Annotated in this window: 25 protein-coding genes and 1 other RNA gene; 12 read left to right on the forward strand and 14 right to left on the reverse strand. The window is 68.4% G+C overall.

Annotation, left to right across the window (positions count from 1 at the left end; translation table 11 throughout):
- Nucleotides 1-71: 71 nt before the first annotated feature.
- The 6 genes from ssrS to ABDZ95_RS00185 all read right to left on the reverse strand — a co-directional run bounded on the left by ssrS (nucleotide 72) and on the right by ABDZ95_RS00185 (nucleotide 3,595).
- Nucleotides 72-232, reverse strand: a non-coding RNA gene (gene ssrS, locus ABDZ95_RS00160) — 6S RNA.
- Between the two features lie 10 nt (nucleotides 233-242).
- Nucleotides 243-1,727: a TIGR01777 family oxidoreductase gene (locus tag ABDZ95_RS00165; protein WP_343788502.1), complete on the reverse strand. Its 1,485-nt coding sequence runs from the start codon at nucleotides 1,725-1,727 to the stop codon at nucleotides 243-245.
- A gap of 1 nt (nucleotide 1,728) precedes the next feature.
- Nucleotides 1,729-2,394, reverse strand: a complete 666-nt coding sequence (locus ABDZ95_RS00170; RefSeq protein WP_343788505.1) for a DUF4166 domain-containing protein — start codon at nucleotides 2,392-2,394, stop codon at nucleotides 1,729-1,731.
- A gap of 17 nt (nucleotides 2,395-2,411) precedes the next feature.
- Nucleotides 2,412-2,954, reverse strand: coding sequence for a GbsR/MarR family transcriptional regulator (locus ABDZ95_RS00175; protein ID WP_343788508.1), 543 nt, complete (start codon nucleotides 2,952-2,954; stop codon nucleotides 2,412-2,414).
- Between the two features lie 66 nt (nucleotides 2,955-3,020).
- Nucleotides 3,021-3,338, reverse strand: coding sequence for a cell division protein ZapA (locus ABDZ95_RS00180; protein ID WP_343788511.1), 318 nt, complete (start codon nucleotides 3,336-3,338; stop codon nucleotides 3,021-3,023).
- Complete coding sequence (locus ABDZ95_RS00185; protein ID WP_343788514.1) at nucleotides 3,338-3,595, reverse strand: hypothetical protein; 258 nt, start codon at nucleotides 3,593-3,595, stop codon at nucleotides 3,338-3,340. Before ABDZ95_RS00185 ends, ABDZ95_RS00180 begins: the two co-directional genes overlap by 1 nt.
- Before the next feature lie 97 nt (nucleotides 3,596-3,692).
- On the opposite strand from ABDZ95_RS00185, the gene tkt reads away from it, so the two are divergent.
- From tkt to purT, 4 genes are read left to right on the forward strand one after another with little or no spacing between them, the layout of a single operon-like run.
- A complete protein-coding gene (tkt, locus tag ABDZ95_RS00190; RefSeq protein ID WP_343788517.1) occupies nucleotides 3,693-5,687 on the forward strand; it encodes a transketolase in 1,995 nt (664 codons plus the stop codon).
- A gap of 3 nt (nucleotides 5,688-5,690) precedes the next feature.
- Nucleotides 5,691-6,083, forward strand: a complete 393-nt coding sequence (locus tag ABDZ95_RS00195) for a VOC family protein (protein WP_343788519.1) — start codon at nucleotides 5,691-5,693, stop codon at nucleotides 6,081-6,083.
- Nucleotides 6,083-6,910 carry an alpha/beta hydrolase gene (locus ABDZ95_RS00200; protein WP_343788522.1) on the forward strand — a complete coding sequence of 276 codons (828 nt, stop codon included), beginning with the start codon at nucleotides 6,083-6,085 and terminating at the stop codon, nucleotides 6,908-6,910. Before ABDZ95_RS00195 ends, ABDZ95_RS00200 begins: the two co-directional genes overlap by 1 nt.
- 14 nt (nucleotides 6,911-6,924) lie before the next feature.
- Nucleotides 6,925-8,121: a formate-dependent phosphoribosylglycinamide formyltransferase gene (gene purT / locus ABDZ95_RS00205; protein WP_343788525.1), complete on the forward strand. Its 1,197-nt coding sequence runs from the start codon at nucleotides 6,925-6,927 to the stop codon at nucleotides 8,119-8,121.
- On the opposite strand, the gene ABDZ95_RS00210 is transcribed toward purT, so the two are convergent.
- From ABDZ95_RS00210 to ABDZ95_RS00220, 3 genes are all read right to left on the reverse strand, one after another.
- Nucleotides 8,118-9,341, reverse strand: a complete 1,224-nt coding sequence (locus ABDZ95_RS00210; protein ID WP_343788528.1) for a S41 family peptidase — start codon at nucleotides 9,339-9,341, stop codon at nucleotides 8,118-8,120. The two genes, purT and ABDZ95_RS00210, sit on opposite strands and share 4 nt — an antisense overlap.
- Nucleotides 9,338-10,471, reverse strand: coding sequence for a S41 family peptidase (locus ABDZ95_RS00215; protein ID WP_343788531.1), 1,134 nt, complete (start codon nucleotides 10,469-10,471; stop codon nucleotides 9,338-9,340). Before ABDZ95_RS00215 ends, ABDZ95_RS00210 begins: the two co-directional genes overlap by 4 nt.
- Nucleotides 10,472-10,671: 200 nt before the next feature.
- Nucleotides 10,672-11,358 carry an EF-hand domain-containing protein gene (locus ABDZ95_RS00220; RefSeq protein ID WP_343788534.1) on the reverse strand — a complete coding sequence of 229 codons (687 nt, stop codon included), beginning with the start codon at nucleotides 11,356-11,358 and terminating at the stop codon, nucleotides 10,672-10,674.
- Nucleotides 11,359-11,479: 121 nt separating this feature from the next.
- Here ABDZ95_RS00220 and ABDZ95_RS00225 point away from each other — a divergent pair, with 121 nt between their 5' ends.
- The 5 genes from ABDZ95_RS00225 to fba all read left to right on the forward strand — a co-directional run bounded on the left by ABDZ95_RS00225 (nucleotide 11,480) and on the right by fba (nucleotide 17,436).
- Entirely contained in the window at nucleotides 11,480-12,196 is a 717-nt protein-coding gene (locus tag ABDZ95_RS00225; protein ID WP_343788537.1) for a response regulator, read from the forward strand.
- Nucleotides 12,193-13,683, forward strand: coding sequence for an ATP-binding protein (locus tag ABDZ95_RS00230; protein ID WP_343788540.1), 1,491 nt, complete (start codon nucleotides 12,193-12,195; stop codon nucleotides 13,681-13,683). The genes ABDZ95_RS00225 and ABDZ95_RS00230 overlap by 4 nt, the downstream gene beginning before the upstream one ends.
- A 114-nt stretch (nucleotides 13,684-13,797) precedes the next feature.
- Entirely contained in the window at nucleotides 13,798-14,805 is a 1,008-nt protein-coding gene (gene gap, locus ABDZ95_RS00235; protein ID WP_343788543.1) for a type I glyceraldehyde-3-phosphate dehydrogenase, read from the forward strand.
- Nucleotides 14,806-14,978: 173 nt separating this feature from the next.
- The gene (locus ABDZ95_RS00240) at nucleotides 14,979-16,175 is read left to right on the forward strand and encodes a phosphoglycerate kinase (RefSeq protein WP_343788546.1); all 1,197 of its coding nucleotides are present in this window, start codon (nucleotides 14,979-14,981) and stop codon (nucleotides 16,173-16,175) included.
- A 175-nt stretch (nucleotides 16,176-16,350) separates the two neighbouring features.
- Complete coding sequence (gene fba, locus ABDZ95_RS00245) at nucleotides 16,351-17,436, forward strand: class II fructose-bisphosphate aldolase (protein ID WP_343788549.1); 1,086 nt, start codon at nucleotides 16,351-16,353, stop codon at nucleotides 17,434-17,436.
- A 23-nt stretch (nucleotides 17,437-17,459) separates the two neighbouring features.
- Here the strand turns inward: fba and ABDZ95_RS00250 are convergent, their stop codons facing one another.
- Entirely contained in the window at nucleotides 17,460-18,098 is a 639-nt protein-coding gene (locus ABDZ95_RS00250; protein WP_343788552.1) for a DUF2799 domain-containing protein, read from the reverse strand.
- Between the two features lie 100 nt (nucleotides 18,099-18,198).
- Here ABDZ95_RS00250 and ABDZ95_RS00255 point away from each other — a divergent pair, with 100 nt between their 5' ends.
- The 3 genes from ABDZ95_RS00255 (at nucleotide 18,199) to rpoH (ending at nucleotide 20,632) form a co-directional block, all read left to right on the forward strand.
- On the forward strand, nucleotides 18,199-19,200 hold the full coding sequence (locus tag ABDZ95_RS00255; protein ID WP_425542917.1) for an RluA family pseudouridine synthase: 1,002 nt from the start codon (nucleotides 18,199-18,201) through the stop codon (nucleotides 19,198-19,200).
- Between the two features lie 16 nt (nucleotides 19,201-19,216).
- The gene (locus ABDZ95_RS00260; RefSeq protein WP_343788555.1) at nucleotides 19,217-19,534 is read left to right on the forward strand and encodes a GNAT family N-acetyltransferase; all 318 of its coding nucleotides are present in this window, start codon (nucleotides 19,217-19,219) and stop codon (nucleotides 19,532-19,534) included.
- Nucleotides 19,535-19,747: 213 nt separating this feature from the next.
- A complete protein-coding gene (gene rpoH, locus ABDZ95_RS00265; RefSeq protein WP_343788558.1) occupies nucleotides 19,748-20,632 on the forward strand; it encodes an RNA polymerase sigma factor RpoH in 885 nt (294 codons plus the stop codon).
- Between the two features lie 87 nt (nucleotides 20,633-20,719).
- On the opposite strand, the gene ABDZ95_RS00270 is transcribed toward rpoH, so the two are convergent.
- The 4 genes from ABDZ95_RS00270 to ABDZ95_RS00285 form a co-directional block, all read right to left on the reverse strand.
- Nucleotides 20,720-21,529, reverse strand: coding sequence for a response regulator (locus ABDZ95_RS00270; RefSeq protein ID WP_343788561.1), 810 nt, complete (start codon nucleotides 21,527-21,529; stop codon nucleotides 20,720-20,722).
- A 74-nt stretch (nucleotides 21,530-21,603) separates the two neighbouring features.
- A complete protein-coding gene (locus ABDZ95_RS00275; RefSeq protein ID WP_343788564.1) occupies nucleotides 21,604-22,899 on the reverse strand; it encodes an adenylosuccinate synthase in 1,296 nt (431 codons plus the stop codon).
- 82 nt (nucleotides 22,900-22,981) lie between these two features.
- Nucleotides 22,982-24,133 (reverse strand): phosphoserine transaminase, encoded by a 1,152-nt coding sequence (locus tag ABDZ95_RS00280; protein ID WP_343788567.1) that lies wholly within the window; start codon nucleotides 24,131-24,133, stop codon nucleotides 22,982-22,984.
- Nucleotides 24,134-24,137: 4 nt separating this feature from the next.
- Nucleotides 24,138-25,067 carry a DnaJ C-terminal domain-containing protein gene (locus tag ABDZ95_RS00285; protein ID WP_343788570.1) on the reverse strand — a complete coding sequence of 310 codons (930 nt, stop codon included), beginning with the start codon at nucleotides 25,065-25,067 and terminating at the stop codon, nucleotides 24,138-24,140.
- Nucleotides 25,068-25,102 lie beyond the last annotated feature (35 nt).

Here is a 25,102-nt window from a genome sequence, read left to right on the forward strand (position 1 = left end):
GGGGGGAACTTCGTCCGCGCTCAAGCAGTGAGGCTCCGCGAGCCGAGCGATAGCGCAAAAGGAGAGAAGGTGGCGGCGCCGCGAGGACCGTGAGGAACTGTTCAATCCTCTCGACCTGGGTAGCCAGGTGGGCTCCGTGTGCCCGGGCCCTCGAGCCCAAACAGGGACAGATCCCTTCGAGTGAATTAAGGCCGGGAGGATATGTCGTCCTCGACGTGAGCCGCAGCATGACCCGCCGGGGATCAAGATAGTCGTTCGGCCGCCTCCGCGCCAGTGGTCCGGCGAGGATGGGCGCCGACGATGGCGCGAAGGGCGCCGTCGATGTCGGGATGGCGGAAGCGGAAGCCGGTCGCCAGCGCCCTCCCGGGCACGACCCTCTGGCCGCCCAGCAGCAGTTCGTCCGCGAAATCGCCCAGCGCGAGCCGCAGCGGCAGGGCCGGCGCGGCCAGCAGGGACGGCCGGTTCAGGGCGCGGCCCAGAGCCGAGCTGAACACCCGGCTGGTGACCGGCTCTGGCGCCGTGGCGTTCATCGGGCCGGAGACGCGCGGATCGTTCACGGCGTGCAGGATCAGGCGCACGCAGTCGTCCAGCGCGATCCACGACATCCACTGGCGGCCGGAGCCCATCGGGCCGCCGAGGCCGAACTCGAACAGCGTCAGCAGGCGGGACAGCATGCCGCCGTCGGCGCCCAGCACCAGACCGATACGCAAGGTGACGACGCGGACGCCGAGCGCCTGCGTCCGCAGTGCCGCCTGCTCCCACACATGGCACAGGCGATGGCTGAAACAGGGATTGGCCGGGCCTGTCTCGTTCAGGACCTCCTCGTCGTGCAGGCCGTACCAGCCGATGGCGGAGCCGCTGACCAGCACCTGCGGCCGCACCTCCAGCCGGGCGATCAGGCGACGGACGTCGCGGGTCATCTTCAGGCGGGAGCGCAGGATCCGGCGGCGCTTGGTCAGCGTCCAGAAGCCGTCGCTGATCGGCTCCCCGGCCAAGTTCACCACCGCGTCGATGCGCGAGTCGTCTGCGATCTGGTTCAGGTCGGTGACTATGCGGATCGGCATCGGCAGGTCGGCAGTCTTCGGGTTGCGGACCAGAGCCGTCACCTCGTGGCCTGCGCCGATCAGGGCCGCGATCAGGCGACGGCCGATGAAACCCGTGGCCCCGGTGACCAGCACGCGTCGGCGGCCGGCCAATTCGCGTCCCATCAGCGCCGGATCGGACTGGACCAGCCGTTCGGAGCGCGCGCTGGCCAGCAGGTCGCGGAAGCCGAAGACCGCGACACCGGCGGCCGCCACGGACGCGAGCAGGCTCCACCAGCCATGGGAGACCGCGACCAGCCCCGCCGGCTCGCCGGACCAGACCAGCAGCGAAGGCGTCAGCAGGGCGAGGATGGCGCCATAGTTCAGGGCCAGCAGGGTGTGGGTGACGCGCTCTGTCGCCGGGAGGCGGCGGGTGCGGTCCTCCTCCACAAAGTCGGTCAGGGTGATGACTACCTCGACCGCCAGCAGAACCAGAACCGCAATGGCCACCACACCACGCGGCTCGGCCCAGCCGATCATCAGGAAGAGGCCGGCATAGATCAGGTTGCGCACGCCGTGCAGACGCAACTCCGCCTTCTGGGACGGCTTCCACGCCAGACGCTCGGTCAGTTCGTGATGAAACAGGGTGTCGAAGGCGCCCATGGCGATCTGGAGCGCCAGCAGGATCCAGAGCAGGTCGGTCATCTCAGGCCTCCGCGGCCGGGGGATCGTGGAAGACGGCGTCCTGTGCGATCAGGCGGCCGAAGGCGGGATGGTCCAGCGCCAGGGTGAAGGCGAAACGACCCTCGCCGAGGTCGCGGTGAACGATGGTCAGATCGCCGGGCCGGGCCCAGCGCGGGAAACGCAGGCGGACCGGGCCGACATCGACAAAGTAGAAGGCGCTGCGGAAGACCAGCGCCTCGTCCTCGACCGTGACGGTCAGGGCCATGCCGACACCGGCGCCGACGTGTTCCTCAAGCCCTGTCGGGCCGGCGAAGCGCTTGGCGCTGTGAATGACCTGCGGAAAGCCGTCCTTGCTGACGTACATCCGGCTCCAGACCTGCCCCTGACCGACCGCGTCCTCGGTGACCGTGACCACGGCGGCGTCGGGGCGGAAGACCAGCGGCAGGGGCGCGCCGATCAGACGGGCGGCCTGGCTGAGCAGCCAGCCGAGGTGGTTGACGCGGATGTCGACGACCTCGCCCCGGTAGACGACGGTCGCCCCGCCCTTCATCCGCTTGGAGAAACGGCGGCGGACGGCGGCCGGAAGGCTGGCCCAGTCCGCAGCGGGGAGCAGGGCCCGAAAGCGAAGGTCGGCCAGTTCGCCCTGCGGCGGAACCCGGTCTTCCCTGATCGCGGCGGCGGCCTGCATTCTCCCCTCCCCTTCCTCTATCGCCCGCCGGGTATGAGCGTCGCGATGCGCGCGCCCAGTTTCAGCAGGGCCATCAGCTTGGGCCGGGCCACCGTGGTGATCTGGCCGTACCAACGGTCGATGGTCTCGGTGAACTCCAGCATTTCCTTCAGCCGCTTCAGCGCGACCGGATGCACGTTCGGATCATTTTCCGCCTCGGCGACGCATTGGCGCAGGGTTTCGAGGGCGGGATCGATCTCCTTGGCCTTGCGACCGGCGGCGATCCGGGAGGCGACCTCCCAGACGTCGGTCTCGGCCTCGAAGTGATCGCGACGGTCGCCCCGGATCGGCACCCGACGGATCAGGTTCCAGTTCAGCAGCTCCTTCAGGGAGTTGGAGACATTGGACCGCGCCATCTCCAGCGCCGTGGCGATGTCCTCGGCCGTCATCGGGCGCTCGGCCGTCATCAGGAAGGCGTGGATCTGGGCAACTGAACGATTGACGCCCCAGAAGCCGCCCATCTCGCCCCAATGCAGGACGAAGCGTTCGACCGATCCGGGAAGTTTTGTTGTTTCTGTCATGACAGAAATATCAGACAGAACGAGACGCACGTCAAGCGGCGGCCTGTCGCAGGGCTTGTTCAGGCGTCAGAGGCCTTGAGCGATTTTTTCGAGTCGGGCGGCGACGGCGTTCAGGGCTTCCGCCACGCCGTCGGTGGACGCCGCTGCCTGTGCAGCCGGAGCCGCGGGGGCCCCATTGCCGCGACGGGCCTCGGTCAGTTCGTCGGCCAGCATCAGGCCGGCCATCAGGAACAGGCGCAGGTCGCCGACATGGCCGACGTCGCCCGCGACCTGACGGACGTGGGAGTCGAACTCGTTGGCCAGCTGACGCACGCGGTCTTCCTGACCATCAGCGCAGCCGACGGCGTAGGGGCGTCCGTTGATCTCTACGGTGACCGTCGCCATCAGCGCGTCTCCTGCTCGGAGAGGGTCTCGCGAATCGCCTCGGCGGCGCGGGACAGGGCCTCGGCGGCGTCGCGACCGGCGGCTTCCAGCTCGTGGATGCGGGCGCGGTCGGTCTCGCTGGAGGGCTGGGGCGCGAACAGATCGTCGTCGGGCACGCGGCTGGACCCCGCGGCCCGGCTCTTCAGGTCGAGCAGGCGGCGTTCGAGCAGGGCCAGCGCCCTGTCGACACGATCCTTTGCGGCCGTTGCAGCATCCATCCGGTCAGAACCTCCAGAATCCGTATAGAACCCGCGCGCGCGTCGGGGTAAAGCGGCGCGCCTCCCTTTTTCCGCACTCCGACGAAAGGTCCTCCCCGTGACCGACGCCAAAGCCGTATCCGAGAAGGCCACCCCGAAGCAGATGGCGGATGCGATCCGCGTACTGGCGATGGATGGCGTAGAAAAGGCGAAGAGCGGTCACCCGGGCATGCCGATGGGCATGGCGGACGTGGCGACCGTGCTGTTCTCGAAATTCCTGAAGTTCGACGCGAGCCGCCCCGACTGGGCCGACCGCGACCGCTTCATCCTGTCGGCCGGCCACGGCTCGATGCTGATCTACGCCCTGCTGCACCTGACCGGATACAAGGCGGCGACCAAGGAAGAGCTGTCGAACTTCCGCCAGTGGGGCTCCAAGACCGCCGGCCACCCCGAGTACGGTCATATGCCGGGCGTCGAGGTCACCACCGGTCCTCTGGGTCAGGGCCTGGCCACCTCGGTCGGCTTTGCACTCGCTGAACGCCACCTCGCGGCCAAATACGGTGACGATCTGGTGGATCACCGCACCTGGGTCGTCGCCGGCGACGGCTGCCTGATGGAAGGCGTGTCGCAGGAGGCCATCGCTCTGGCCGGCCGTCTGAAGCTGAACAAGCTGCACGTCCTGTGGGACGACAACGACATCACCATCGACGGCAAGGTCGCCCTGTCGGACGCCACCGACCAGAAAGCGCGCTTCAAGGCCGCCGGGTGGGCCGTGAAGTCGGTCGACGGCCACGACATGAAGGCCATCAAGTCGGCGCTCGCCTGGGCGACCAAGCAGGACAAGCCGACGCTGATCGCGTGCAAGACGAAGATCGGCAAGGGCGCCGCCACCATGGAAGGCAGCCACAAGACGCACGGCGCGGCGCTGGGCGCAGCCGAGATCGCGGCCACCCGTCTGGGGCTGGCCTGGGATCACGACCCGTTCGAGATGCCGGAGACCATCCTGTCGGCCTGGCGCAAGGTCGGTCGTCGCGGCGCCAAGGCCCGCAAGGCCTGGGAAGCCCGCCTGAAGGACTCTTCGCAGGCCGCCGACTTCACCCGCGCGATGAAGGGCGAGCTGCCCGAAGCCGCCTTCGCCAAGCTGGACGCCAAGATCGCCGAACTGGTCGAGACGAAGCCGGCGCAGGCCACGCGCCAGTCGTCGGGCGCGGCCCTGGACGAGCTGTTCGCCGCGGTGCCGGAGCTGGTCGGCGGTTCGGCCGACCTGACCGGCTCGAACAACACCTTCGTCAAGGACACCCCGATCCTCGACGCTCCGACCTACGAAGGTCGCTACATCAACTACGGCATCCGCGAGTTCGGCATGGCAGCGGCGATGAACGGTCTGGCCCTGCACGGCGGCGTCATCCCGTACGGCGGCACCTTCATGGTGTTCTCGGACTACAGCCGTCCGGCCATCCGCCTCGGCGCCCTGATGGGCGTGCGCGCGATCCACGTCTTGACGCACGACTCTATCGGTCTGGGCGAGGACGGCCCGACGCACCAGCCGGTCGAGCATCTCGCCGCCTTGCGCGCCATTCCCAACCTGCTGGTCTTCCGCCCGGCGGACACGGTCGAGGCGATGGAAGCGTGGAAGCTGGCCCTGCAGCACAAGGACAAGCCGTCGGCGCTGGCCCTGTCGCGCCAGAAGACGGCCGCGGTCCGCACCGCCGCCTCGTCGGAGAACCTGACGGCCAAGGGCGCCTATGAGCTGCGCGCTGCCAATGGCGAGGCCAAGGTCACCCTGTTCGCCACCGGCACCGAGGTTCCGCTGGCGCTGGAGGCCGCCGACCGCCTGCAGGCCAACAACATCCCGACCCGCGTGGTCTCGGTCCCCTGCTTCGAGCTCTTCTTCCAGCAGCCCAAGGCCTATCAGGACAACGTCATCGGCCGCGGCACCGTCCGCATCGCCGTCGAGGCCGCAATCCAGCAGGGCTGGGAGCGCTTCATCGGCGAGGACGGCGGCTTCGTCGGCATGACCGGCTTCGGCGCCTCGGCCCCGGCGGAAGTGCTGTACGAGAAGTTCGGCATCACGGTTGAGGCCGTGGTCGCGGCCGCCAAGGCGCGGCTCTGAGCCATGAGCCGCATCGGCGCCGTCAGCCTGCTGGTTCGGGACTATGACGAGGCCATTGCCTTCTATGTCGGGACGCTTGGCTTCGAGCTGACCAGCGACCTCGACATGGGCGGCGGCAAGCGCTGGGTGACGGTGACGCCCAAGGGCGGGCAGACGGCCCTGCTGTTGGCGAAGGCGACGACGCCGGAGCAGGTGGCGCGCATCGGCGATCAGGCCGGCGGCCGGGTCTGGCTGTTCCTCGAGACCGACGACTTCGCGCGGGATCATGCCGCATGGACGGCGGCGGGCGTCACCTTCCGCGAGGCGCCGCGGCACGAGCCCTATGGCGTGGTGGCGGTGTTCGAGGACCTGTACGGCAACGCATGGGATCTGATCCAGCCGGCGGGGGGCCTGTGATGCTGCGTCTGTTCTTCGCTCTGGTCGGCCTGATGGCATTCGCGGCCCCCGCTGCGGCGCAAACGCCCGAGCCGAAGCCGATCGTCATCGGCCAGTCCTTCGCCCTGCCCTCGACCATCTATGGCGGGACGCGCGAGATGAATGTCTGGCTGCCGCCGGGCTATGAGCAGTCGGGCCAGACCTATCCGGTGCTGTATCTGCTGGACGGCGGACAGGCGCAGGACTTTCACCACATCTCGGGCATCGCCCAGTTGGGCACGATCGTCGGGACGACGCGCGATGTGATCGTGGTCGGCGTGGCGTCGGTGGATCGCCGAAACGAGCTGGCCCTGCCGACTGAGAACACCGAACTGATCGCCCGCTATCCGACGCAGGGCCAGTCGGTCCGCTTCCGCCAGTTCCTCGCCGACGAAGTCCTGCCCTTCGTCGAGGCGCGCTATCGCACCAATGGCGAAACGGCCCTGATGGGCGAGTCGCTTGCCGGCCTGTTCGTGGTGGAGACCTTCCTGAAGGAGCCGCAGATGTTCGACAGTTATGTCGCCGTCAGCCCCAGCCTGTGGTGGGATGGTGGACGGCTGGCGCGACAGGCCGGCGCCCATCTGCGTGACCACTCCAACGATCCGCGCACCCTGGTCCTGACCATCGGCGACGAGGGCGGGGAGATGCAGGAGGCGATGGACGTTCTGGTCGGCAACCTGCGCGACTTCGCCATGCCGGGCGTGAGCTGGACCTACGAGCCGCGGCCGACCGAGAGCCACGCGACCATCTATCACGGCGCGGCGCTGGACGCCTTCCGCCGCCTGTACGCCCTGCCCGCCCCAGAGTGACCCCGGAGACGACGATGAAGCTCGGCACCCCGCTTTCCGACACCGCCGTGCGCGTGATGCTGCTGGGCTCGGGCGAGCTGGGCAAGGAGGTCGCGATCGAGCTGCAGCGGCTCGGCGCCGAGGTGATCGCGGTGGACCGCTATCCCAACGCCCCGGCCATGCAGGTCGCGCATCGCAGCCACGTCATCCCCATGACCGATCCGCAGGTGCTGAACGGCGTCATCATGGCCGAGGCGCCGCACATCATCGTGCCGGAGATCGAGGCCATCGCTACGGATGTGCTGGCGGGCGTCGAAGCGGCCGGCATGGCCACTGTCATTCCGACCGCGCGGGCGACCCAGCTGACCATGAACCGCGAGGGCATCCGTCGTCTGGCCGCCGAGGAGCTGGGCCTGCCGACCAGCCCCTATGCCTTCGCGACCTCGGCCGACGAACTGGCCGCGGCCGCCGGCGAGATCGGCCTGCCGGTGTTCGTGAAGCCGGTCATGTCGTCGTCGGGCAAGGGCCAGTCCTATGTCGAGCACATCGACCAGATCGCCGAGGCCTGGGCCTATGCCCAGTCGGGCGGGCGGGTCGAGACGGCGACGGTGATCGTCGAGGGCCGCATCAATTTCGACTTCGAGATCACCCTGCTGACCGTCCGCTCGCGAGAGGCCGACGGCACGGTGCGCACCGACTTCTGCGCGCCCATCGGGCACCGTCAGGTGAAGGGCGACTATGTCGAGAGCTGGCAGCCGCAGGCCATGACGGCCGCCGCGCTGGCCTCGGCGCAGGACATCGCCGGCAAGGTGACGGGCGCACTGGGCGGGCTGGGCGTGTTCGGCGTCGAGCTGTTCGTGAAGGGCGACGAGGTCTGGTTCTCGGAGGTCAGCCCGCGTCCGCATGACACCGGACTGGTGACCCTGGCCACCCAGACCATGAGCGAGTTCGCCCTGCACGCCCGCGCCATCCTGGGCCTGCCGGTCGACGCCAGCCAGCGCGAGATCGGCGCCAGCGCGGTGATCTACGGCGGCATGGACGCGCAAGGCGTGGCGTTCGAGGGCGTGGCCGAGGCGTTGCGCGTGCCGACCGCCGATCTGCGCCTGTTCGGCAAGCCCGAGGCCTTCGAGCGTCGCCGCATGGGCGTGGCTCTGGCGCGCGGCGCGGACACCGATCAGGCCCGCGCACGGGCGCGCGAGGCCGCCGGCAAGGTGCGAGTCGTCACCGGCTAGCGGCTGAGGATATCCGCCGCGGCGCGCTCCAGCGCCGGATCGCGACCGGCGCGGAGTTCTGACAGCGGCGGTTCGACGACGATGTCCGGCGTGACGCCGACGCCCTCCAGCTCGCGCCGTTCGATGGGCGTCAAGACCATGTACAGACTGAGGTTCATCTCTCCCCCGTCCGGCAGGTTGACCTGGCGTGAAGCGATGACCGAGCCCGCGCTGGTTTCCCCCACGACCTGCCCCCGATCCGTTTCCTGAAGCAGGGCGGCGAAGACCTCGGACGCGCTGCCCGAGCCGGGACCGATCATGATGCTGACCGGGCCGTCCCACACGCTGTCGGCTCGCACCGACTTCAGCCTCATGTCGATGATCCGGCCCTTCATGACCATGAAGACTTGGGGGTCGCGATAGAGGCGCGCGCTCATGTCGCCCAGCACGCCGGCGAGACCGCCGCCGTTGTCGCGCACGTCGATGATGATGCCCCGGGGCGGATCGGCGATGGCGGCATCCATCTGCTCCTGGAACCACTCATGGGTCAGGCGGTCGAACTCCTCGAAGCGCAGAACCAGAACGCCATCCTCGCGGCGGGTCGCATCGCGCCGTTCGCGGGCAGGCAGGACGACTGCGGTGATTGAAACGCGCTGTTCGACCCCGTTCTCGTCCTCGAACACATAGTCGTCCGTGCGCCCGGCCTCGAGCTGGAAGGCGATAGGGCTGGTTTCGCCGTTGATGCTGATCAGTCGCCATCCGATCTGGACGCCGGCGACGGCGGCGGGGCCGTCGGGACGAAGGCGAGACACGAAGAAACGGTCGCCACGCCGGACAGCGGCCAGACCGGTCCCGACCCCGGACTGGCCGAGGCGAACCGCCTCCGCCAACGCCCGGTTGGTGGGCGATGTCACCGAGGTGTGGCGGTCGTCCAACTGGTCGACGACGGCGGCGAGCCGGCCGTAGAAGCTCGCCTCGGTCGGCTGGGCGATCGCCTCTGCGCGCCCGGCGCGTCGGATCGCGGGCCAGTCATGACCATCGAAGTCCCGGTCATAGTAGTGCCGCTCGATCCAGCCGGTGGCGGCGTCGTAGACCTTCTCGTTCAGGGCGATGCGTTCCGCCGATCCGTCGGCGACCACGACGGGCGGCGGCAGTTCGCCTTCGCGCGCGAACGGCAGGCTCTGGCAGGCGGCGAGCGCCCAGACGAGGCCAAAGAGGAGGAGCCCCCGAACCGCCCTCACGGAGCCTGCACGCCCACGATGGCGATGTCGCGGCTTGAGCGCTCGCCCAATGCGGCGATCGCGGCGTCGAGGGCGGGGTCGCGGCCGGCACGCCGGTCCTCGCGGGTCACGGCCGCGGGCAGATCGGGCGTCACGCCATGCTTCTCCAGCCGGACGCCGCCGCTGGTGACGAAGTCGGCGCGGCTGAGCGTCAGCCGCCCGCCGTCCGGCAGTCGGCTCTCCTGCGAGATGAGGACCGCCCCCGCCGTCGGCTCGCCGACCACCACCGCCCGACCCGCCTCCTGAAGGGCCGCCGGCGTCAGTTCCGCCGCGCTGCGGCTGGAGCCGTCCACGAGGATGGCGAGGTCATTGGCCACCGGCTGTTGAAGGTCACCGCAACCACCGGCCGTGCGCATCACGATCCGGCGGCCGGAACGCGAGGTCCGGGTGGCCCAGGCCTGATCGTTGGGCAGGAAGCAGCTCAGGACGGCATCGGCTTCGAGAAGGCGCCCGCCGGGATTGCCGCGCATATCGATGACGACGTCGGTGTCCGGATCCAGCTCCGCCAGTTGATCGCCCATCCAGCGCCCGAGCCCCGGCTCGAAGCCCTCGATCCGGAACACCATGACGCCGGGCCGCAGGTTGTCGGCGACGAAGGCCGGGCGCGGCTCCATGACCACCGGCGTGATCGCCAGCGGATGGGCGGCGCCCTCCTCATCGGTGAAGGTCAGATGCAGGGTCCGTCCCTCGACCACATCCTGCTCGGGGCTCCAGCCATCGTCGCCCAGAACCAGACGCCAGCCCTCGGCGACGCCGGCCGCGGCGGCGGGCGAACCGGTGCGGACCGACTCGACGGTGTATTCGCCTCGATGCTCGGGATCGGGGCGCAAGGTCACGCCGATGGCGGCGCGGCGTTCGCGAAGCTGGTCCTGACGGCGAGCAACGGCCGGTGGGGCGACGCCCGCGTGATCGTCATTCAGCAGGCGCAGCATCTCGCCCAGGGCGCCGTACAGGGCCCGGTCATCCGGAGCGGCGAGCGCGCGGGGACGGAAGGTCCGCCGCGCCTCGTTCCAGTCCACCCCGTGAAGCTGGGGATCGTAGTACTGGCTGCGCACCTCGCCCCAGACCTGATCGAAAACCCGCTGGTTCATGCGCGCGCGATCCCGGTCAGGGCGCGCAACAGCCACCGTGACCGCGTCGTTTTTCTCGGCCGCAAACGTCGGCGTCGCGCCGGCCGCAAGGGCCAGCGCGGCTGACAGCGTCAGTCGAAGGAACAGGCGACGGAGAGGCATCGCCTTACGTTAGGACGACATCCTCGTGTCGTCCTAATCACGAAATCGCCGAACGCGGATCACTCCGCGCCTTCGCGCCGTTCGATGCGGTGGGTGAAGACCTGCACCTCGCCCTCGCCGCGCTCGCCCTCCTCGATGAAGCCCGAGCCGTCCTTGTCCGCACGGGCGAAGGCCTCGCGCAGCGGTGCAAGGAACTCGGCCTCGCTGACCTTGCCGTCCCCATCGGTGTCCAGCCGGGCATTGCCCGCGCCGCCCGCACGAAACGCCTCGATGCGGCCGCTGGCCGGCATGCCTTCGTGACGTTCGAAAGTCATTGTTCCGGGCTCGCCGCTGCGACGGATGGTGACGCGCCGCTCGCCCGGCTCACCGTCGGACAGGATGATGGTGCGGTCGCCCTCGCGCCGGAACTCGACCTCCGGCCCGCCCGGCGCGCCGGGACGACGCATCTCGAAGCGACGCGCTCCCGGCCCCCGCAGGACGGTGATGTCTTCGTCCCCGCCCATCATCCGGGGCAGTTCGTCTCCGGTCAGCCGGCCATCGCCGTTACGGTCCATCCGGGCGAACGCGTCGTTGAGCGGCGCCGTGAACTCCTCGCGGGTCACCTCGCCGTCGCCATCCGCGTCCAGACGCCCCGGTCCATCTCCGCCCATGGTCGAGAACACGAACCGGGTCTCGCGTTCAGGCGGAGGCGGCGGCGCGGGCGGGTCCTGAAGCAACACGGCGGACAGGGCGATGAGGGTCAGCATGGCGTTCTCCCGAAGTTTGCACCCTTCATGCTCGCGCTTGCCTTCCCACGTGTTTCAGCTGGCGGAGCAATTGTTGCAGCGCTGAAATGACGGCGGCGCTTCGCTCGGTCAGAATGTCGCGATGCAGCCTGACGTCTCCCGCATTCTCGTCGTCGATGACGATCCCGGCATCCGCGAGGTGCTGTGCGACTATCTGGTCCAGCACGGCTATGACGCGCGTGGCGCCGCTTCCGCCGCCGAGATGGATCGCGAGATCGCCGCCCGGGCGCCGGACCTGATCGTGCTGGATCTGATGATGCCGGGCGAGGACGGACTGTCGGTGTGCCGCCGCATGGCCGGCAAGGGGCCGCCGATCGTCATGCTCAGCGCCATGGGCGAGGACACCGACCGGATTATCGGGCTGGAGCTCGGGGCTGACGACTACCTCGCCAAGCCGTGCAATCCGAGAGAACTGCTGGCCCGTGTCCGCGCCGTCCTGCGCCGTCCCCGCGAGGAAGCCGCCAGCGAAGGTCCAGCCCTCACGTTCGCTGGCTGGAGGCTGGATTTGCTTCGGCGGGAGTTGACCCGGCCGGATGGACAGCTGGTCGCCCTGTCGGCGGGCGAGTTCGCCCTGCTGCGCGCCTTCGCCGAACGACCCGGTCGGGTCATGACCCGCGACCAGTTGCTGGAGCGCGCCCGGGGCTCCGACGCCGACGTCTTCGACCGCGCGATGGATGTGCAGATCAGCCGGTTGAGGAAGAAGCTGGATGACGGCTCGGGGCTGGAGCTGATCCAGACCCTGCGTGGCGAGGGCTACATGTTCGACGTAAAGGTCGAGCGGCAAAGGGGCGTCGGTTGAAGCGTCCGACGTCTCTCCCCGTCCTGTTCCAGGTCGCCGCCCTCGCCGCGGCGGCCGTGATCATGTCGCAGGCCGTGGCGTTCGGAGTCATCGTGCTGGCGCCGGAGCCGCGCCCGGCCGGGTTCAGCATCGATGCGGCCGCGCGCGCCCTCAAGGGCGAGCCTGCGGAGACCAATGACGGCCGGCCGCTGCGTCGGCGCATCACGGACAGGCCGCCGGTCGGGAGCGACGGCGACATACGGGACCCCATCACCCTCGCCCTGACCGGCGCACTCGCCGAGAAACTCGGCGGCACATCCAAGGTCTTCGTGTCGATCCACCGGCCCGAAGGCCGCCGCGCCGGTGGGCCTCGCCCCCCTCCGGGCCCGTCACAGGGCTTCGTCTTTTTCCGCCCAGACATTGAAACGGGGACACGACCGGATCAGGCCGCGCCCCGCGTTACCGTGATGCGCGAGGGCGTCACAGAGTTCCGCATGCAGCGGCGCGACGGCTCGGGCGCCAGTACCAACCGTTCAGTTCAGCAGTTCACCATTCGCGCCGACCGCCTGACCTTCGCGCCGTTCACGGCCTCGGTCGAACTTCCCGACGGCCGCTGGGCCGTGGTCGAGCCGCCGCGCAGCCTGCTGTCGCCGTGGCAGAAGAATATGCTGATCGCCCTGGCGATTTCAGCCCTGCTGCTGGCGCCGCTGGTATGGTGGATGGCAAGGCGGCTGACGCGCCCGATCCGGGTGTTCGCCGACGCGGCCCAGCGGCTGGGCGCAAACCCCGAGGCCGATCCGCTGGCGCCGTCCGGTCCGCGCGAGGTGCGCACGGCCATCGACGCCTTCAACGACATGCAGTCCTCTCTGCGCAATCACATGCGCCAGCGGACCCAGACCGTGGCGGCGATCGCCCACGACCTGCGCACGCCCCTGACCCGCCTGCGGTTCCGCGCCGAACAGGCGCCGGACGCAGTGCGGGATCGGATGGTCTCGGACATCGAGGAAATGGACGCCCTGATCGCTCAGGCCATGGCCTTCGTTCGGGGCGAAGCCACGCCGGAACGTCGCGAACCTCTGGATCTCGATGCTCTGGCCGCCGACTGCGCCGCCGGCTTCGTCGAGACCGACGCGCCTGTCAGCTTCGACGGAGGCGGCGAGTTGCCGGTGATGTCCGACCCGGCCGCCCTGCGCCGGGCTCTCGCCAATCTGATCGGCAACGCGATCCAGTACGGCGGCGTCGCGCGGGTGAAGGCGTTCGCCTCGGACGGAAAAGCTGTCGTCACCGTCGAGGACGACGGCCCCGGACTGCCGGACGAGGAGTTGGAAGCCGTGTTCGAGCCCTTCCACCGCGCCGAGCGATCGCGCAATCGGGAGACGGGCGGCGCAGGCCTCGGCCTGACCATCGCCCGACAGGCGGCCCGGGCGCACGGCGGCGACGTCACCCTGTCGCGTCGCTCCGAGGGCGGATTGATCGCGAGGCTTCACCTGCCGTTGGATCGCGGCTGAACGCCACAGCGTTACAGTTCATCACGGCTTGTTACAGCCACGGGGTTGAATCCCCGCGCGCCCGGTTCCATTGAAGCGCCGACAATCAACATCGCGCTTCTTGGGAGCCGCCTCATGACCATCCGCGTCGCCATCAATGGCTTTGGCCGCATCGGCCGCCTTGTCCTCCGTTCGATCGTCGAGCATGGCCGTCGCGATATCGAGGTGGTGGCGATCAACGACCTCGGTCCGGTGTCCACCAACGCCCACCTGCTGAAGTACGACTCGGTCCACGGCCGCTTCCCCGGCACGGTCGAGCACGGCGACGACTGGATCGACGTCGGCATGGGCAAGATCAAGGTGACCGCCGAGCGCGATCCGGCGAACCTCCCGCACAAGGACCTGAACGTGGACATCGCGTTCGAGTGCACCGGCATCTTCACCGCCCGTGACAAGGCCGAGGCCCACCTGAAGGCCGGCGCCAAGCGCGTCCTGATCTCGGCTCCGGGCGAGAACGCCGACAAGACCATCGTCTTCAAGGTCAACCACGAGACCCTGACCGCCGACGACATCATCGTCTCGAACGGCTCGTGCACCACCAACGCCCTGGCCCCGGTCGCCAAGGTGCTGAACGACCTGTTCGGCATCGAGCGCGGCTACATGACCACCATCCACGCCTACACCGGCGACCAGCCGACGCTGGATACGATGCACAAGGACCTGTACCGCGGCCGCGCCGCCGCCCTGTCGATGATCCCGACCTCGACCGGCGCCGCCAAGGCTCTGGGCCTGGTGCTGCCGGAACTGAAGGGCAAGCTGGACGGCTCTTCGATCCGCGTCCCGACCCCGAACGTCTCGGTCGTCGACCTGAAGGTCGTCGCCGGTCGTGAAGTGACGGCCGAAGAGATCAACGCCGCCCTGCAGGCCGCCGCGGATGGCCCGATGAAGGGCGTGCTGTTCACGACGACCGACCCGGTGGTCTCGTCGGACCTGAACCACATCGCCGCCTCGTCGACCGCCGCCCTGCCCCAGACCCAGGTCGTCGACGGCAAGCTGGCCCGCGTGCTGAGCTGGTACGACAACGAGTGGGGCTTCGCGACGCGGATGTCCGACACGGCGCTGCAGATGGCCAAGTTCCTCTGATGACGCCTCCCTCTCCCGATGGGAGAGGGCTTGAGCGCACGACGGCTCGCCGTCGTTATCGCGCGAAAGGGTGAGGGTCGTTCCAGCGAAGTCGTTCGCCAGCCGACCCTCATCCGACGGGGCTCCGCCCCGCCACCTTCTCCCATCGGGAGAAGGAAACTGGAGAGCGACCCATGACCTTCCGCACCCTCGACGACGCCACCGACCTCGCCGGCAAGACCGCTCTGGTCCGGGTGGACTTCAACGTCCCGATGGAGGGCGGCAAGGTCACGGACGACACCCGCCTGCGCGTCGCCCTGCCGACGATCACGAAGCTGCGGAACGCGGGCGCCAAGGTCGCCCTGCTGGCCCACTTCGACCGTCCGAAAGGACAGCGCGTCCCGTCGATGAGCCTGAAGCCCGTCGTCGATGATCTGGAGCAACTGGTCGGCGCGCCCGTCCGCTTCGCCGACGATTGCGTCGGCGACGAGGCCAAGGCCGTGCTGGCCGACCTCGACGCCGGCGGCGTGGTCCTGCTGGAGAACGTCCGCTTCCACGCCGGCGAGGAGAAGAACGACCCGGCATTCGCGAAGCAACTGGCGGAACTGGGCGACCTCTACGTCAACGACGCCTTCTCGGCCGCGCACCGCGCCCACGCCTCGACCGAAGGTCTGGCCCGCCTGCTGCCCGCCTATGCCGGCGAGTCCATGCGTCGCGAGCTGGAAGCGCTGGATGCGGCGCTCGGCAATCCGGTGAAGCCGGTGCTGGGCATCGTCGGCGGCGCCAAGGTCTCGACCAAGCTGGACCTGCTGCAGAACCTGGTCGGCAAGCTGGATCGCCTCGCCATCGGCGGCGGCATGGCCAACACCTTCCTGTATGCACAGGGCGTGGACATCGGCGGCTCGCTGGCCGAGCGCGACATGGCCGACACCGCCCGCGCCATCCTGGCCGAGGCCGAGGCGAAGGGCTGCGAGATTCTGCTGCCGATCGACGTGGTCGTGGCCACCGAGGTGAAGCCGGGCGCCGAGACCCGCACCGTCCTCGCTCGCGAGCCCATCGGCGATGAGGAGAAGATCCTCGACGCCGGTCCGCTGACGGCCGAGAAGCTGATCAAGGCCATGGCCCTGTCGAAGACCCTGATCTGGAACGGCCCGCTGGGCGTGTTCGAGGTGCCCCCGTTCGACGCCGCCACCGTCAAGGCAGCCAGGGCGGCCGGCGAACTGGCGAAGGCTGGCGCCCTGACGGCCGTGGCCGGCGGTGGCGACACCGTCGCCGCCATGCACCATGCCGGCGTGGTCGACGACATGACCTTCGTGTCGACCGCGGGCGGCGCCTTCCTGGAATGGATGGAAGGCAAACCGTTGCCGGGGGTCGAGGCGCTCAAGGCCTGATATCCGGAGCCAGCCGTACGCTGATGGCCAGCGAAGACGCCCAAGCCGCGGTCGCGGCCTTCATGGTGAGGCAGGCAACCGTCTTCCGCGGCCGTTAAGCCTGTAACAATGCGTGACTTTGTGGTGCGCCGACGCTAAAGTTTCGCGTAAACACACAGGGCTTGGGAGATACCTGATGGCGCGCATCACGCTGCGGCAACTGCTCGATCACGCGGCCGAGGAAGGCTACGGCCTGCCCGCGTACAACATCAACAACATGGAGCAGGGCCTGGCCATCATGGAGGCCGCGCACGAGGTCAATGCGCCGGTCATCATCCAGGCCTCGCGCGGCGCCCGCAGCTACGCGAACGACATCGTTCTGGCCAAGCTGATCGACGCCCTCGCCGAGCTCTATCCGCACATTCCGGTCTGCATGCACCAGGACCACGGCAACGGCCCGGCGACCTGCGCCACCGCCATCCAGTACGGCTTCACCTCGGTGATGATGGACGGCTCGCTGGAAGAGGACGCCAAGACCCCGGCCAGCTACGAGTACAACGTCGACGTCACCCGTCGCGTCACCCAGATGGCCCACTCGTGCGGCGTCTCGGTCGAGGGTGAGCTGGGCGTGCTGGGCTCGCTGGAGACCGGCATGGGCGAGGCCGAGGACGGCCATGGCTTCGAGGGCAAGCTGGATCACTCGGCCCTGCTGACCGATCCGGATCAGGCCGTCGATTTCGTCCGCGCCACGAAGGTCGACGCCTTGGCGATCGCCATGGGCACCAGCCACGGCGCCTACAAGTTCAGCCGCAAGCCGGACGGCGAAGTGCTGGCCATGAATGTGATCGAGGAGATCCACCGCCGCCTGCCGGACACCCATCTGGTCATGCACGGCTCCTCGTCGGTGCCGCAGGACCTGCAGGACGTCATCAACCAGTACGGCGGCCAGATGCCCCAGACCTGGGGCGTGCCGGTCGAGGAAATCCAGCGCGGGATCAAGCACGGCGTGCGCAAGATCAACATCGACACCGACAACCGGATGGCTATCACCGGCGCCATCCGCAAGGTGCTGGCCGAAAAGCCGGGCGAGTTCGACCCGCGCGCATATCTGAAGCCGGCCAAGGAAGCCATGCGCAAGCTGTGCATCGAGCGCTACCAGCAGTTCGGCTGTGAGGGTCAGGCCTCCAAGATCAAGCCGCTGTCGACCGCCCAGATGGCCAAGCGCTACGCCGCCGGCGAACTGGACCCGCACTTCGGCGGCGCCGCGGCCAACGCCGCCTGATCACAGATTGAGGCTACGGCGGCTCACCAGCCGCCGTAGATCCTTTCGAAGCGGCGACGCACGGCTCGCGCCTCGCGCTCCGCCTCGTCCAGCGCGTCCTGCGCCCGCCGCCAGTCGCGCTCCTCATTCTCACGCTCCTGCCGGATTTCCCGGATGCGGTTGCGAACAACGTCCCGCTGCTCGTCCGTCAGCCCCTCGGCACGCAACTCGCGCTGCTTGGCCTCCAGCTTGTCGTCCAGCTCCTCCAGCCGCGAGCCGTGGCTGTCGACGGTGCTGCGAGCGCTCTCGGCGGCGGATTCGGCCGCATACATCACGCGCCCGTCTTCCCATGCCGGCACGAACCGCGCCGCCAGATCGGCCGGGCAGACGCCGGCGTAGCCATTGCCCTCGCGCCCTTCGGCGAAACCGCGTTCCGGCGTGCAGTAGGTGACGACACCCTGAGACCAGCCGCTCCGATAGGATGCATCATCCGGGACCACGCCGTGCTTTGCGCACGCCTCGGCATGCTCACCCAGCCGGCTCGGAGCCGCACCAGCTGCGCCATCGGCGTAGCCCCGACCGGTCCAGTCGCCGGCCAGGCATTCTTCCTTGCTCATGCTCGCGCAGCTGCCCAGCGCACACAGCGCCCCTGCGGCCAGACCTGCGATCAGAAATGTGCGCATTGCGCCCTCCCCCGAAGACAGTCGACCGTGCCTGATATTCCGGCAACGGCCAAGGTTGTGGTTTGACGGCGTCGGCTTTCGTCATGCAAGACGAGCGGCAGTGTCGGACGAACCCCTTCATCCCGAGGACGAAGACCTCACCGTGCTCGAGGCGCGGATCGAGGTCGGAGGCGTGCGCCTGGACAAGGCGCTTGCTGGAGCCTTCCCGACCCTGTCGCGCGCCCGTCTTCAGGCCCTGCTCGCAGAGAATGCCGTCACGCGCGACGGTCAGCCTGTCTCAAGCGGTTCGGCCAAGGCCTCGCCGGGCCTCTACGCCATAGCCCTGCCTCCGGTAGCGCCCGCCGATCCTCAGCCCGAGGCGATCCCCCTGACCGTGCTCTACGAGGACGCGGACCTGATCGTCATCGACAAGCCCGCCGGAATGGCCGCCCACCCGGCTCCCGGCAGCGAGACCGGCACCCTGGTCAACGCCCTGCTGGCCCACTGCGGCGACAGCCTGTCCGGCATCGGCGGCGTGGCCCGGCCCGGCATCGTCCACCGGCTCGACAAGGACACCTCCGGCGTCATGGTCGCCGCCAAGACGGATCGCGCCCACGCCGGCTTGTCCGCCCAGTTCGCGGCCCACGACATCGAACGCACCTACATCGCCCTGACCCGCGGCGCGCCCTCGCCCGCGAAAGGCCGAATAGAGACGCAGATCGGCCGCTCGACCTCCGACCGCAAGAAAATGGCTGTGCTCAAGTCCGGCGGGCGCAACGCCATCACCGACTATGTCGTTCAGACCACCTTCGGAGAGCCCGCCCGCGCCGGCGGAGCCCCGCTGACGGCCCGCGTGGCCTGCACCCTGCACACCGGCCGCACTCACCAGATCCGCGTGCATCTCGCCTCAAAGGGCGCCCCCATCCTCGGCGATCCCGTCTACGGTTCGGGAAGCCCCGCCGCGCCCGTCCGCGCCGCCATCGCCGAAGCCGGCTTGGCGCGGCAGGCCCTCCACGCCGCCGTTCTCGGTTTCGTTCACCCGGTGACGGGTGAACAGCTCCGCTTCGAGACCTCGCCCCCGGAAGATATGCTCGCGCTGGAAGCCCTCCTCTCCGCCCTCTGACCCCGAAGGACCATCAATGACCGACGCCCTCGACCCCGAGATCCACGACAACGCCGAGGCCAAGCGGTACGAGCTCAAGGTCGGAAACGAGGTGGCCGTGGTTACCTACAACCTGTCCGAACCCAATCTGATGATCACCGAGACGCTGGTGCCCATCCCACTGGAAGGTCAGGGCCTCGCCAGCCGTCTGGCGAAGCACGTCATCGCCGACGCCCGCGCGCGCAAACTGCTGATCCTCCCGGTCTGCCCGTTCTTCTCGGCGTATTTCCAGAAACATCCCGAGCACGCCGACGTCGTGCACCCGACCTACCGGCAGATTCTCGGGCTCCAATAGTCAGTCTTGATTAAGAACTGACTATCCGCTATATACCCCTCCATTCGGTGCAGTGGCGCCGGGGCAACGGTCACGCTTTCGTGTGACGATCCGCCTCTGACAAAGACGGAAACCCGACCCTATCTCATCGGTTGAGGGGTGAGGCGATGGCGCACATTCGGTGGCCATTACCGTTGGACCCGCTCGTTGAATACGGTCGGAGGGACCAGACTGATGGCAAATAGCACGCTCGCGGTGATGTCGCCTGAACAGGGGCTTTCGCGATACCTGACTGAAATCCGCAAGTTTCCGATGCTGGCGAAGGACGAGGAGTTCATGCTCGCCAAGCGCTGGACGGAACACCAGGACCCCGAGGCCGCGCATCGTCTCGTGACCTCTCACCTGCGCCTCGTGGCCAAGATCGCCATGGGTTATCGCGGCTACGGCCTGCCGATCGGCGAGGTGATCTCCGAGGGCAATGTGGGCCTGATGCAGGCGGTCAAGAAATTCGATCCGGACAAGGGCTTCCGCCTGGCGACCTACGCCATGTGGTGGATCCGCGCGTCCATCCAGGAATACATCCTGCGCAGCTGGTCGCTCGTGAAGATGGGCACCACCGCCGCGCAGAAAAAGCTGTTCTTCAACCTGCGTAAGGCCAAGAGCCAGATCTCGGCATTTGAGGAAGGCGACCTGCACCCCGCGCACGTCGAGGCCATCGCCACCAAGCTGGGCGTGACCAACGAGGACGTCATCAGCATGAACCGTCGCCTCGGCGGCGACGCCTCGCTGAACGCCCCGCTGCGCGCCGATGGCGAGAGCGAGTGGCAGGACTGGCTGGCCGACGACAACGCGATCTCGCAGGAGACCGCGCTGGCCGAAAGCGAGGAAAAGTCGCTTCGCATGGGCCTGCTTCAGGAAGCCATGGAAGAGCTTACCGATCGCGAGAAGCACATCCTGACCGAACGTCGCCTCAAGGACGACCCGGTTACGCTTGAAGAGCTCGCCGGTCAGTACGGCGTGTCGCGCGAGCGCGTCCGCCAGATCGAGGTCCGCGCCTTCGAGAAGCTTCAGAAAGCCATGCGCGCCGCCGCCGAGGAACGGAACCTCGTCGACGCATAAAGTTTCGACCAGCTTGCGAGCCTCGCGCTCAACCAGCGAGCGACCGCGTCGCTCGCGTTAGCGCACTAGAATGACGAAGGCGGGCTTCTAGCCCGCCTTTTTCACAGGCGCCGCCGCCTGATGCATGGCCAGCAGCCCCCCGATCGGCGCCGACAGCGTCTCCTTGGTCGCCTGACCGGACGCCAGACTGACTTCCAGCGCACCGACCGCCACGGCCAGACGCGAGTCTGACGCCTTCATCGCCACAGCTTTCAGCGCCGAGGCCTGTTCGCGGATCGAGCGCACGGCCTGCATCGGGTCAGCATCGAACTGGTCCAGCGATGCCGCGAGGATCCGCATCGCCTGATCCCTGGCCTCATCGACAGCCGCCGCTCCCGTCGCCGCCTTGTCAGTGCGGCGTTTGGTGGGGCCGGAGTACTCACCTGAGTTGAAGCGCCGACGATCAGGGCCGACATAGCCGACCGCCTCGATCCAGTTGCGCGGCTTCAACGCGACGTTCTCGACCCGCTTCAGCAGATCGCCGCCGGTGAAAGGCTTACGCAGGAACTCGTGCACGCCGGCGTCCCGAGCGCCCAGAATGGTGGTCGCAGTAGCCTCGGTCGTAATCATGATGATCGGCGCGCGGCGGCACTCGAGATCCGAGCGACGCAGACGACGCGCAAGGCTCTCGCCGTCCAGCGCGGGGCCTGAACGTTCAGTGAAGATGATGCCGGGCTCCAGCGCCGCTGCGGCCTTCATCGCCATCGACTCATCGGTCGCCGTGACCACATCGCGCGCACCCAGCGCCTTGACGATGTCGTACAGCAGGCGCGCGGCGTGGGGGTTCGGATCAACGATCAGCGCCCGCGCCACCACGGGCTCGAGCTTGGTCAGCAGTCGACGATCAATGGCGAACAAGGAGGCCCCTCCGATGGAACCTCCATCCTGGCGGTTGTTAGTTAAAACCGCTTGAACGCTATGGTTTTGCTGGACTACCCGAGGAAGGGGTCGCGCATCAGGATCGTGTCGTCCCGCTGTGGGCTGGTCGACAGCAGGGCCACCGGCGCGCCGATCAGTTCCTCGATGCGGCGCACATACTTGATGGCGTTGGCGTTCAGGTCCTTGAAACTGCGCACGCCGCCGGTGCTCTCGCTCCAGCCTTCCAGCTCCTCGAACACCGGCTCGGCCGCCGCCTGTTCCTTCAGGCTGGACGGCAGATAGTCCAGCACCTCGCCGTTCACGCGATAGCCGACGCAGATCTTCAGCGTCTCCAGCCCGTCCAGAACATCCAGCTTCGTCAGGGCGATGCCGTCGATGCCGTTGATCGCCACCGACTGGCGCACCAGCACCGCGTCGAACCAGCCGCAACGGCGGGCCCGGCCCGTGTTCACGCCGACTTCCCGGCCCACGGTCGCCAGATGCTCGCCGACCTCGTCGTGCAGTTCGCAGGCGAACGGCCCCTCGCCCACGCGGGTCGTGTAGGCCTTCACGATGCCAAGCACGTAGCCGACGCCGCGCGGTCCGATACCCGAACCCGCCGCGGCCTGACCGGCGACGGTGTTGGAGCTGGTCACATAGGGATAGGTCCCGTGGTCCACGTCCAGGAACGCGCCCTGCGCGCCCTCGAACAGCACTCGCTTGCCGCTCTTCTGCATGCCGTCCAGCACGCGCCATGCCGGCTTCACATAGGGCAGGATCTTCGGCGCGATCTCCAGAAGTTGCGCCAGCAGCGCCTCCGGATCGATCGGCTCCAGCCCCAGACCGGCGCGCAGCGGGTCATGGTGCGAACGCAGGCGCTCGATCTTGACCTTCAGGTCGTCCTCGTTGGCCAGGTCGCAGACGCGGATCGCGCGCCGGCCGACCTTGTCCTCATAGGCCGGGCCGATGCCGCGGCCCGTGGTGCCGATCTTCGCGCCCGGCGCGCTGGCGGCCGCCTCGCGCGCCACGTCCAGCGCCGGGTGGATCGGCAGGATCAGGCTGGCGTTGTCGGCGACGGTAAGGATCTCGGGGCTGATGTCGACGCCCTGCGCCTTGATGCCCTCGATCTCCTTCACCAGGTGCCAAGGATCGACGACGACGCCGTTGCCGATGATCGACGGCTTGCCCTGCACCACGCCCGACGGCAGCAGCGCCAGCTTGTAGACCTGATTTCCGACGACCAGCGTATGACCGGCGTTGTGCCCGCCCTGGAAGCGGACCACCGCATCCGCGCGGTTCGACAGCCAGTCGACGATCTTGCCCTTGCCCTCGTCGCCCCACTGGGCGCCGACCACCGCGACGTTCGCCAAGGTTCACTCTCCGCTGACCGATTTTCGGAATGCGGGCGCAGCCTATAGCGGGGGAATCGCCGGGTGTCGCGCCGAAGACGGATTATTCCGCGATCGCCGTCTCGAACGCCCAATCCATCCAGGGCGTCAATGCCTCGATATCCGCGGTCTCGACCGTGCAGCCGCACCAGACGCGCAGCCCGGCCGGGGCGTTTCGGTGCCCCTCGATGTCGAACGCCGCGCCCTCGTCCTCGACCAGCGCCTTCATGCGGGTGACCAGCGCGCGGCGCGTATCGTCATTCATCGCCTCGACGCGCGGATCCACGACCTTCAGGCAGACCGAGGTCGTCGAGCGGATGTCCGGCGTCTCCGCCAGATACTCGACCCACGGCGTCCGCTGCACCCACGCATCCAGAGCGGCGGCATTGGCGTCGGTGCGGGCGATCAACGCCGCCAGCCCTCCGGCGGCCAGCGCCCACTCAACCGCGTCAATCCAGTCTTCCAGCGTCCAGACCGAGAAGGTGTTGATCATCGACCCGGTCGCCAGCGTCCGGTCGAACCCCTTGTCATCGCGCAGGCGCAGCACCTTGGGCACGCTGCGCGGCGCCGCATAGCGATCCAAACGCTCCACCGCTCGTGGCGACAGCGCCGCGACGCCCAGCCCGGCCTCACCGCCCAGCGCCTTCTGGAAGCTGAACGTCACCACATCCAGCTTCGGCCACGGCAGAGGCATGGCGAAGGCCGCCGAGGTGGCGTCACAGATCACGAGGCCTTCGCGCTCGTCGGAAATCCAGTCCGCGCCCGGCGCCTTCACGCCCGAGGTCGTGCCGTTCCACGGGAAGACCAGATCCTTCTTCGGATCGACCTTGGACACGTCCGGGAACCGGCCCCAGGGCGCTTCCAGCACCTCCGGCTCCAGCTTCAGATGGGACTTCGCGTCGGTCGCCCAGACCTTGCCGAAATTCTCATAGGCCAGCACCTGGACCGGTCGCTCGCCCAGCATCGACCACATGGCGGCCTCGACCGCCCCGGTGTCCGAGCCGGGCACATAGACCAGCACCCAGTCGGCCGGGACCTGCAGCAGTTCGCGGGTCAGCTTCAGTCCGTGCGCGAACCGCGCCACCACCTCCGGCGCGCGGATGCCACGGCCCAGCAGCTCATGCGACAGCGCCTGACTGGACCAACCCGGCCGCTTGGCCGTCGGTCCGGACGAGAACCATGGGCGGGCGGGTTTCAGGTTCGGCTTGCCGCTCATCGTCTCAGTCCCTGAACGGCCGGATCGGACCGGCGTCCCGGACCTTCTGCGCCAGCTTGTCCAGCGCCTCGTCGTTCTCGGGCAGGACGATCATCAGCCTGGCCAGCAGGTCGCCGCGCTTGCCGTTGGCGAAGGCTCCGCGCCCCTTCAGGCGCATGACCTTGCCCGAGTTCGAGCCTTTCGGAATGGTCAGGCTGACTGTGCCCTCCGGCGTCCGCACCGGCACCTTGCCGCCCAGCACCGCGTCGTACAGCGGCACCGGCTGGTCCATCGTCAGGTCCGCGCCGTCGCGCGTGAAGACCGGGTGCGGCGTCACCTTCAGCTCGATCAGCGCGTCGCCGTTCTCGCCGCCGCGACCGGGCGCGCCCTGGCCCTTCAGCCGGATCGTCTGTCCGTCGCCCGCGCCCTTGGGAATAGCAACATCCAGCGTCCGCCCATCCGAGAACTGGATCCGCCGCGTCGCGCCCGAGATCGAGTCCTCCAGACTGATCTCCAGCGTCGCCCGCAGGTCCTGTCCCTTGGGCGAGAAGCCGCCGCCACGCGCGGCACCGGCCGCCCGACCACCACCGCCGAACATGCCGAACAGCTCGTCCAGATCGATATTCTCAAAGCCCGCGCCGCGCTGTCCGCCACCCTGACCGAAGGGATTGCCCCCCTGCCCGAACGGACGACCGCCGCCTCCACCGCCACCGAAGCCGCGGAACTGCTCGCGGCCGTCCGCGTCGATCTCGCCGCGATCGAACTTCGCACGCTTCTCGGCATCGCCCAGCAAATCGAAGGCGGCGGTGATCCGCTTGAAGCGATCCTCCGCGGCCTTGTCGCCGGGGTTCTTGTCGGGGTGCAGATCCTTGGCGAGCTTGCGGAACGCCTTCTTGATCTCGTCCTGGCTCGCGCCCCGGGCCACGCCCAATTCCTTGTAGGGATCGCCCGCCACGTCGAATGCTGCTCCGCAGAAAAATGGAGCCCGAC

Source organism: Brevundimonas kwangchunensis (assembly GCF_039523815.1).
GTDB lineage: Bacteria > Pseudomonadota > Alphaproteobacteria > Caulobacterales > Caulobacteraceae > Brevundimonas > Brevundimonas kwangchunensis.

Bases quoted from the DNA above. Each gene is read 5' to 3' on its own strand.
- ABDZ95_RS00165 (WP_343788502.1), bottom strand. From the start codon at position 1,727: ATGACCGACCTGCTCTGGATCCTGCTGGCGCTCCAGATCGCCATGGGC.
- ABDZ95_RS00170 (WP_343788505.1), bottom strand. From the start codon at position 2,394: ATGCAGGCCGCCGCCGCGATCAGGGAAGACCGGGTTCCGCCGCAGGGC.
- ABDZ95_RS00175 (WP_343788508.1), bottom strand. From the start codon at position 2,954: ATGACAGAAACAACAAAACTTCCCGGATCGGTCGAACGCTTCGTCCTG.
- ABDZ95_RS00180 (WP_343788511.1), bottom strand. From the start codon at position 3,338: ATGGCGACGGTCACCGTAGAGATCAACGGACGCCCCTACGCCGTCGGC.
- ABDZ95_RS00185 (WP_343788514.1), bottom strand. From the start codon at position 3,595: ATGGATGCTGCAACGGCCGCAAAGGATCGTGTCGACAGGGCGCTGGCC.
- ABDZ95_RS00195 (WP_343788519.1), top strand. From the start codon at position 5,691: ATGAGCCGCATCGGCGCCGTCAGCCTGCTGGTTCGGGACTATGACGAG.
- ABDZ95_RS00200 (WP_343788522.1), top strand. From the start codon at position 6,083: ATGCTGCGTCTGTTCTTCGCTCTGGTCGGCCTGATGGCATTCGCGGCC.
- purT (WP_343788525.1), top strand. From the start codon at position 6,925: ATGAAGCTCGGCACCCCGCTTTCCGACACCGCCGTGCGCGTGATGCTG.
- ABDZ95_RS00215 (WP_343788531.1), bottom strand. From the start codon at position 10,471: ATGAACCAGCGGGTTTTCGATCAGGTCTGGGGCGAGGTGCGCAGCCAG.
- ABDZ95_RS00220 (WP_343788534.1), bottom strand. From the start codon at position 11,358: ATGCTGACCCTCATCGCCCTGTCCGCCGTGTTGCTTCAGGACCCGCCC.
- ABDZ95_RS00225 (WP_343788537.1), top strand. From the start codon at position 11,480: ATGCAGCCTGACGTCTCCCGCATTCTCGTCGTCGATGACGATCCCGGC.
- gap (WP_343788543.1), top strand. From the start codon at position 13,798: ATGACCATCCGCGTCGCCATCAATGGCTTTGGCCGCATCGGCCGCCTT.
- ABDZ95_RS00240 (WP_343788546.1), top strand. From the start codon at position 14,979: ATGACCTTCCGCACCCTCGACGACGCCACCGACCTCGCCGGCAAGACC.
- fba (WP_343788549.1), top strand. From the start codon at position 16,351: ATGGCGCGCATCACGCTGCGGCAACTGCTCGATCACGCGGCCGAGGAA.
- ABDZ95_RS00250 (WP_343788552.1), bottom strand. From the start codon at position 18,098: ATGCGCACATTTCTGATCGCAGGTCTGGCCGCAGGGGCGCTGTGTGCG.
- ABDZ95_RS00260 (WP_343788555.1), top strand. From the start codon at position 19,217: ATGACCGACGCCCTCGACCCCGAGATCCACGACAACGCCGAGGCCAAG.
- rpoH (WP_343788558.1), top strand. From the start codon at position 19,748: ATGGCAAATAGCACGCTCGCGGTGATGTCGCCTGAACAGGGGCTTTCG.
- ABDZ95_RS00280 (WP_343788567.1), bottom strand. From the start codon at position 24,133: ATGAGCGGCAAGCCGAACCTGAAACCCGCCCGCCCATGGTTCTCGTCC.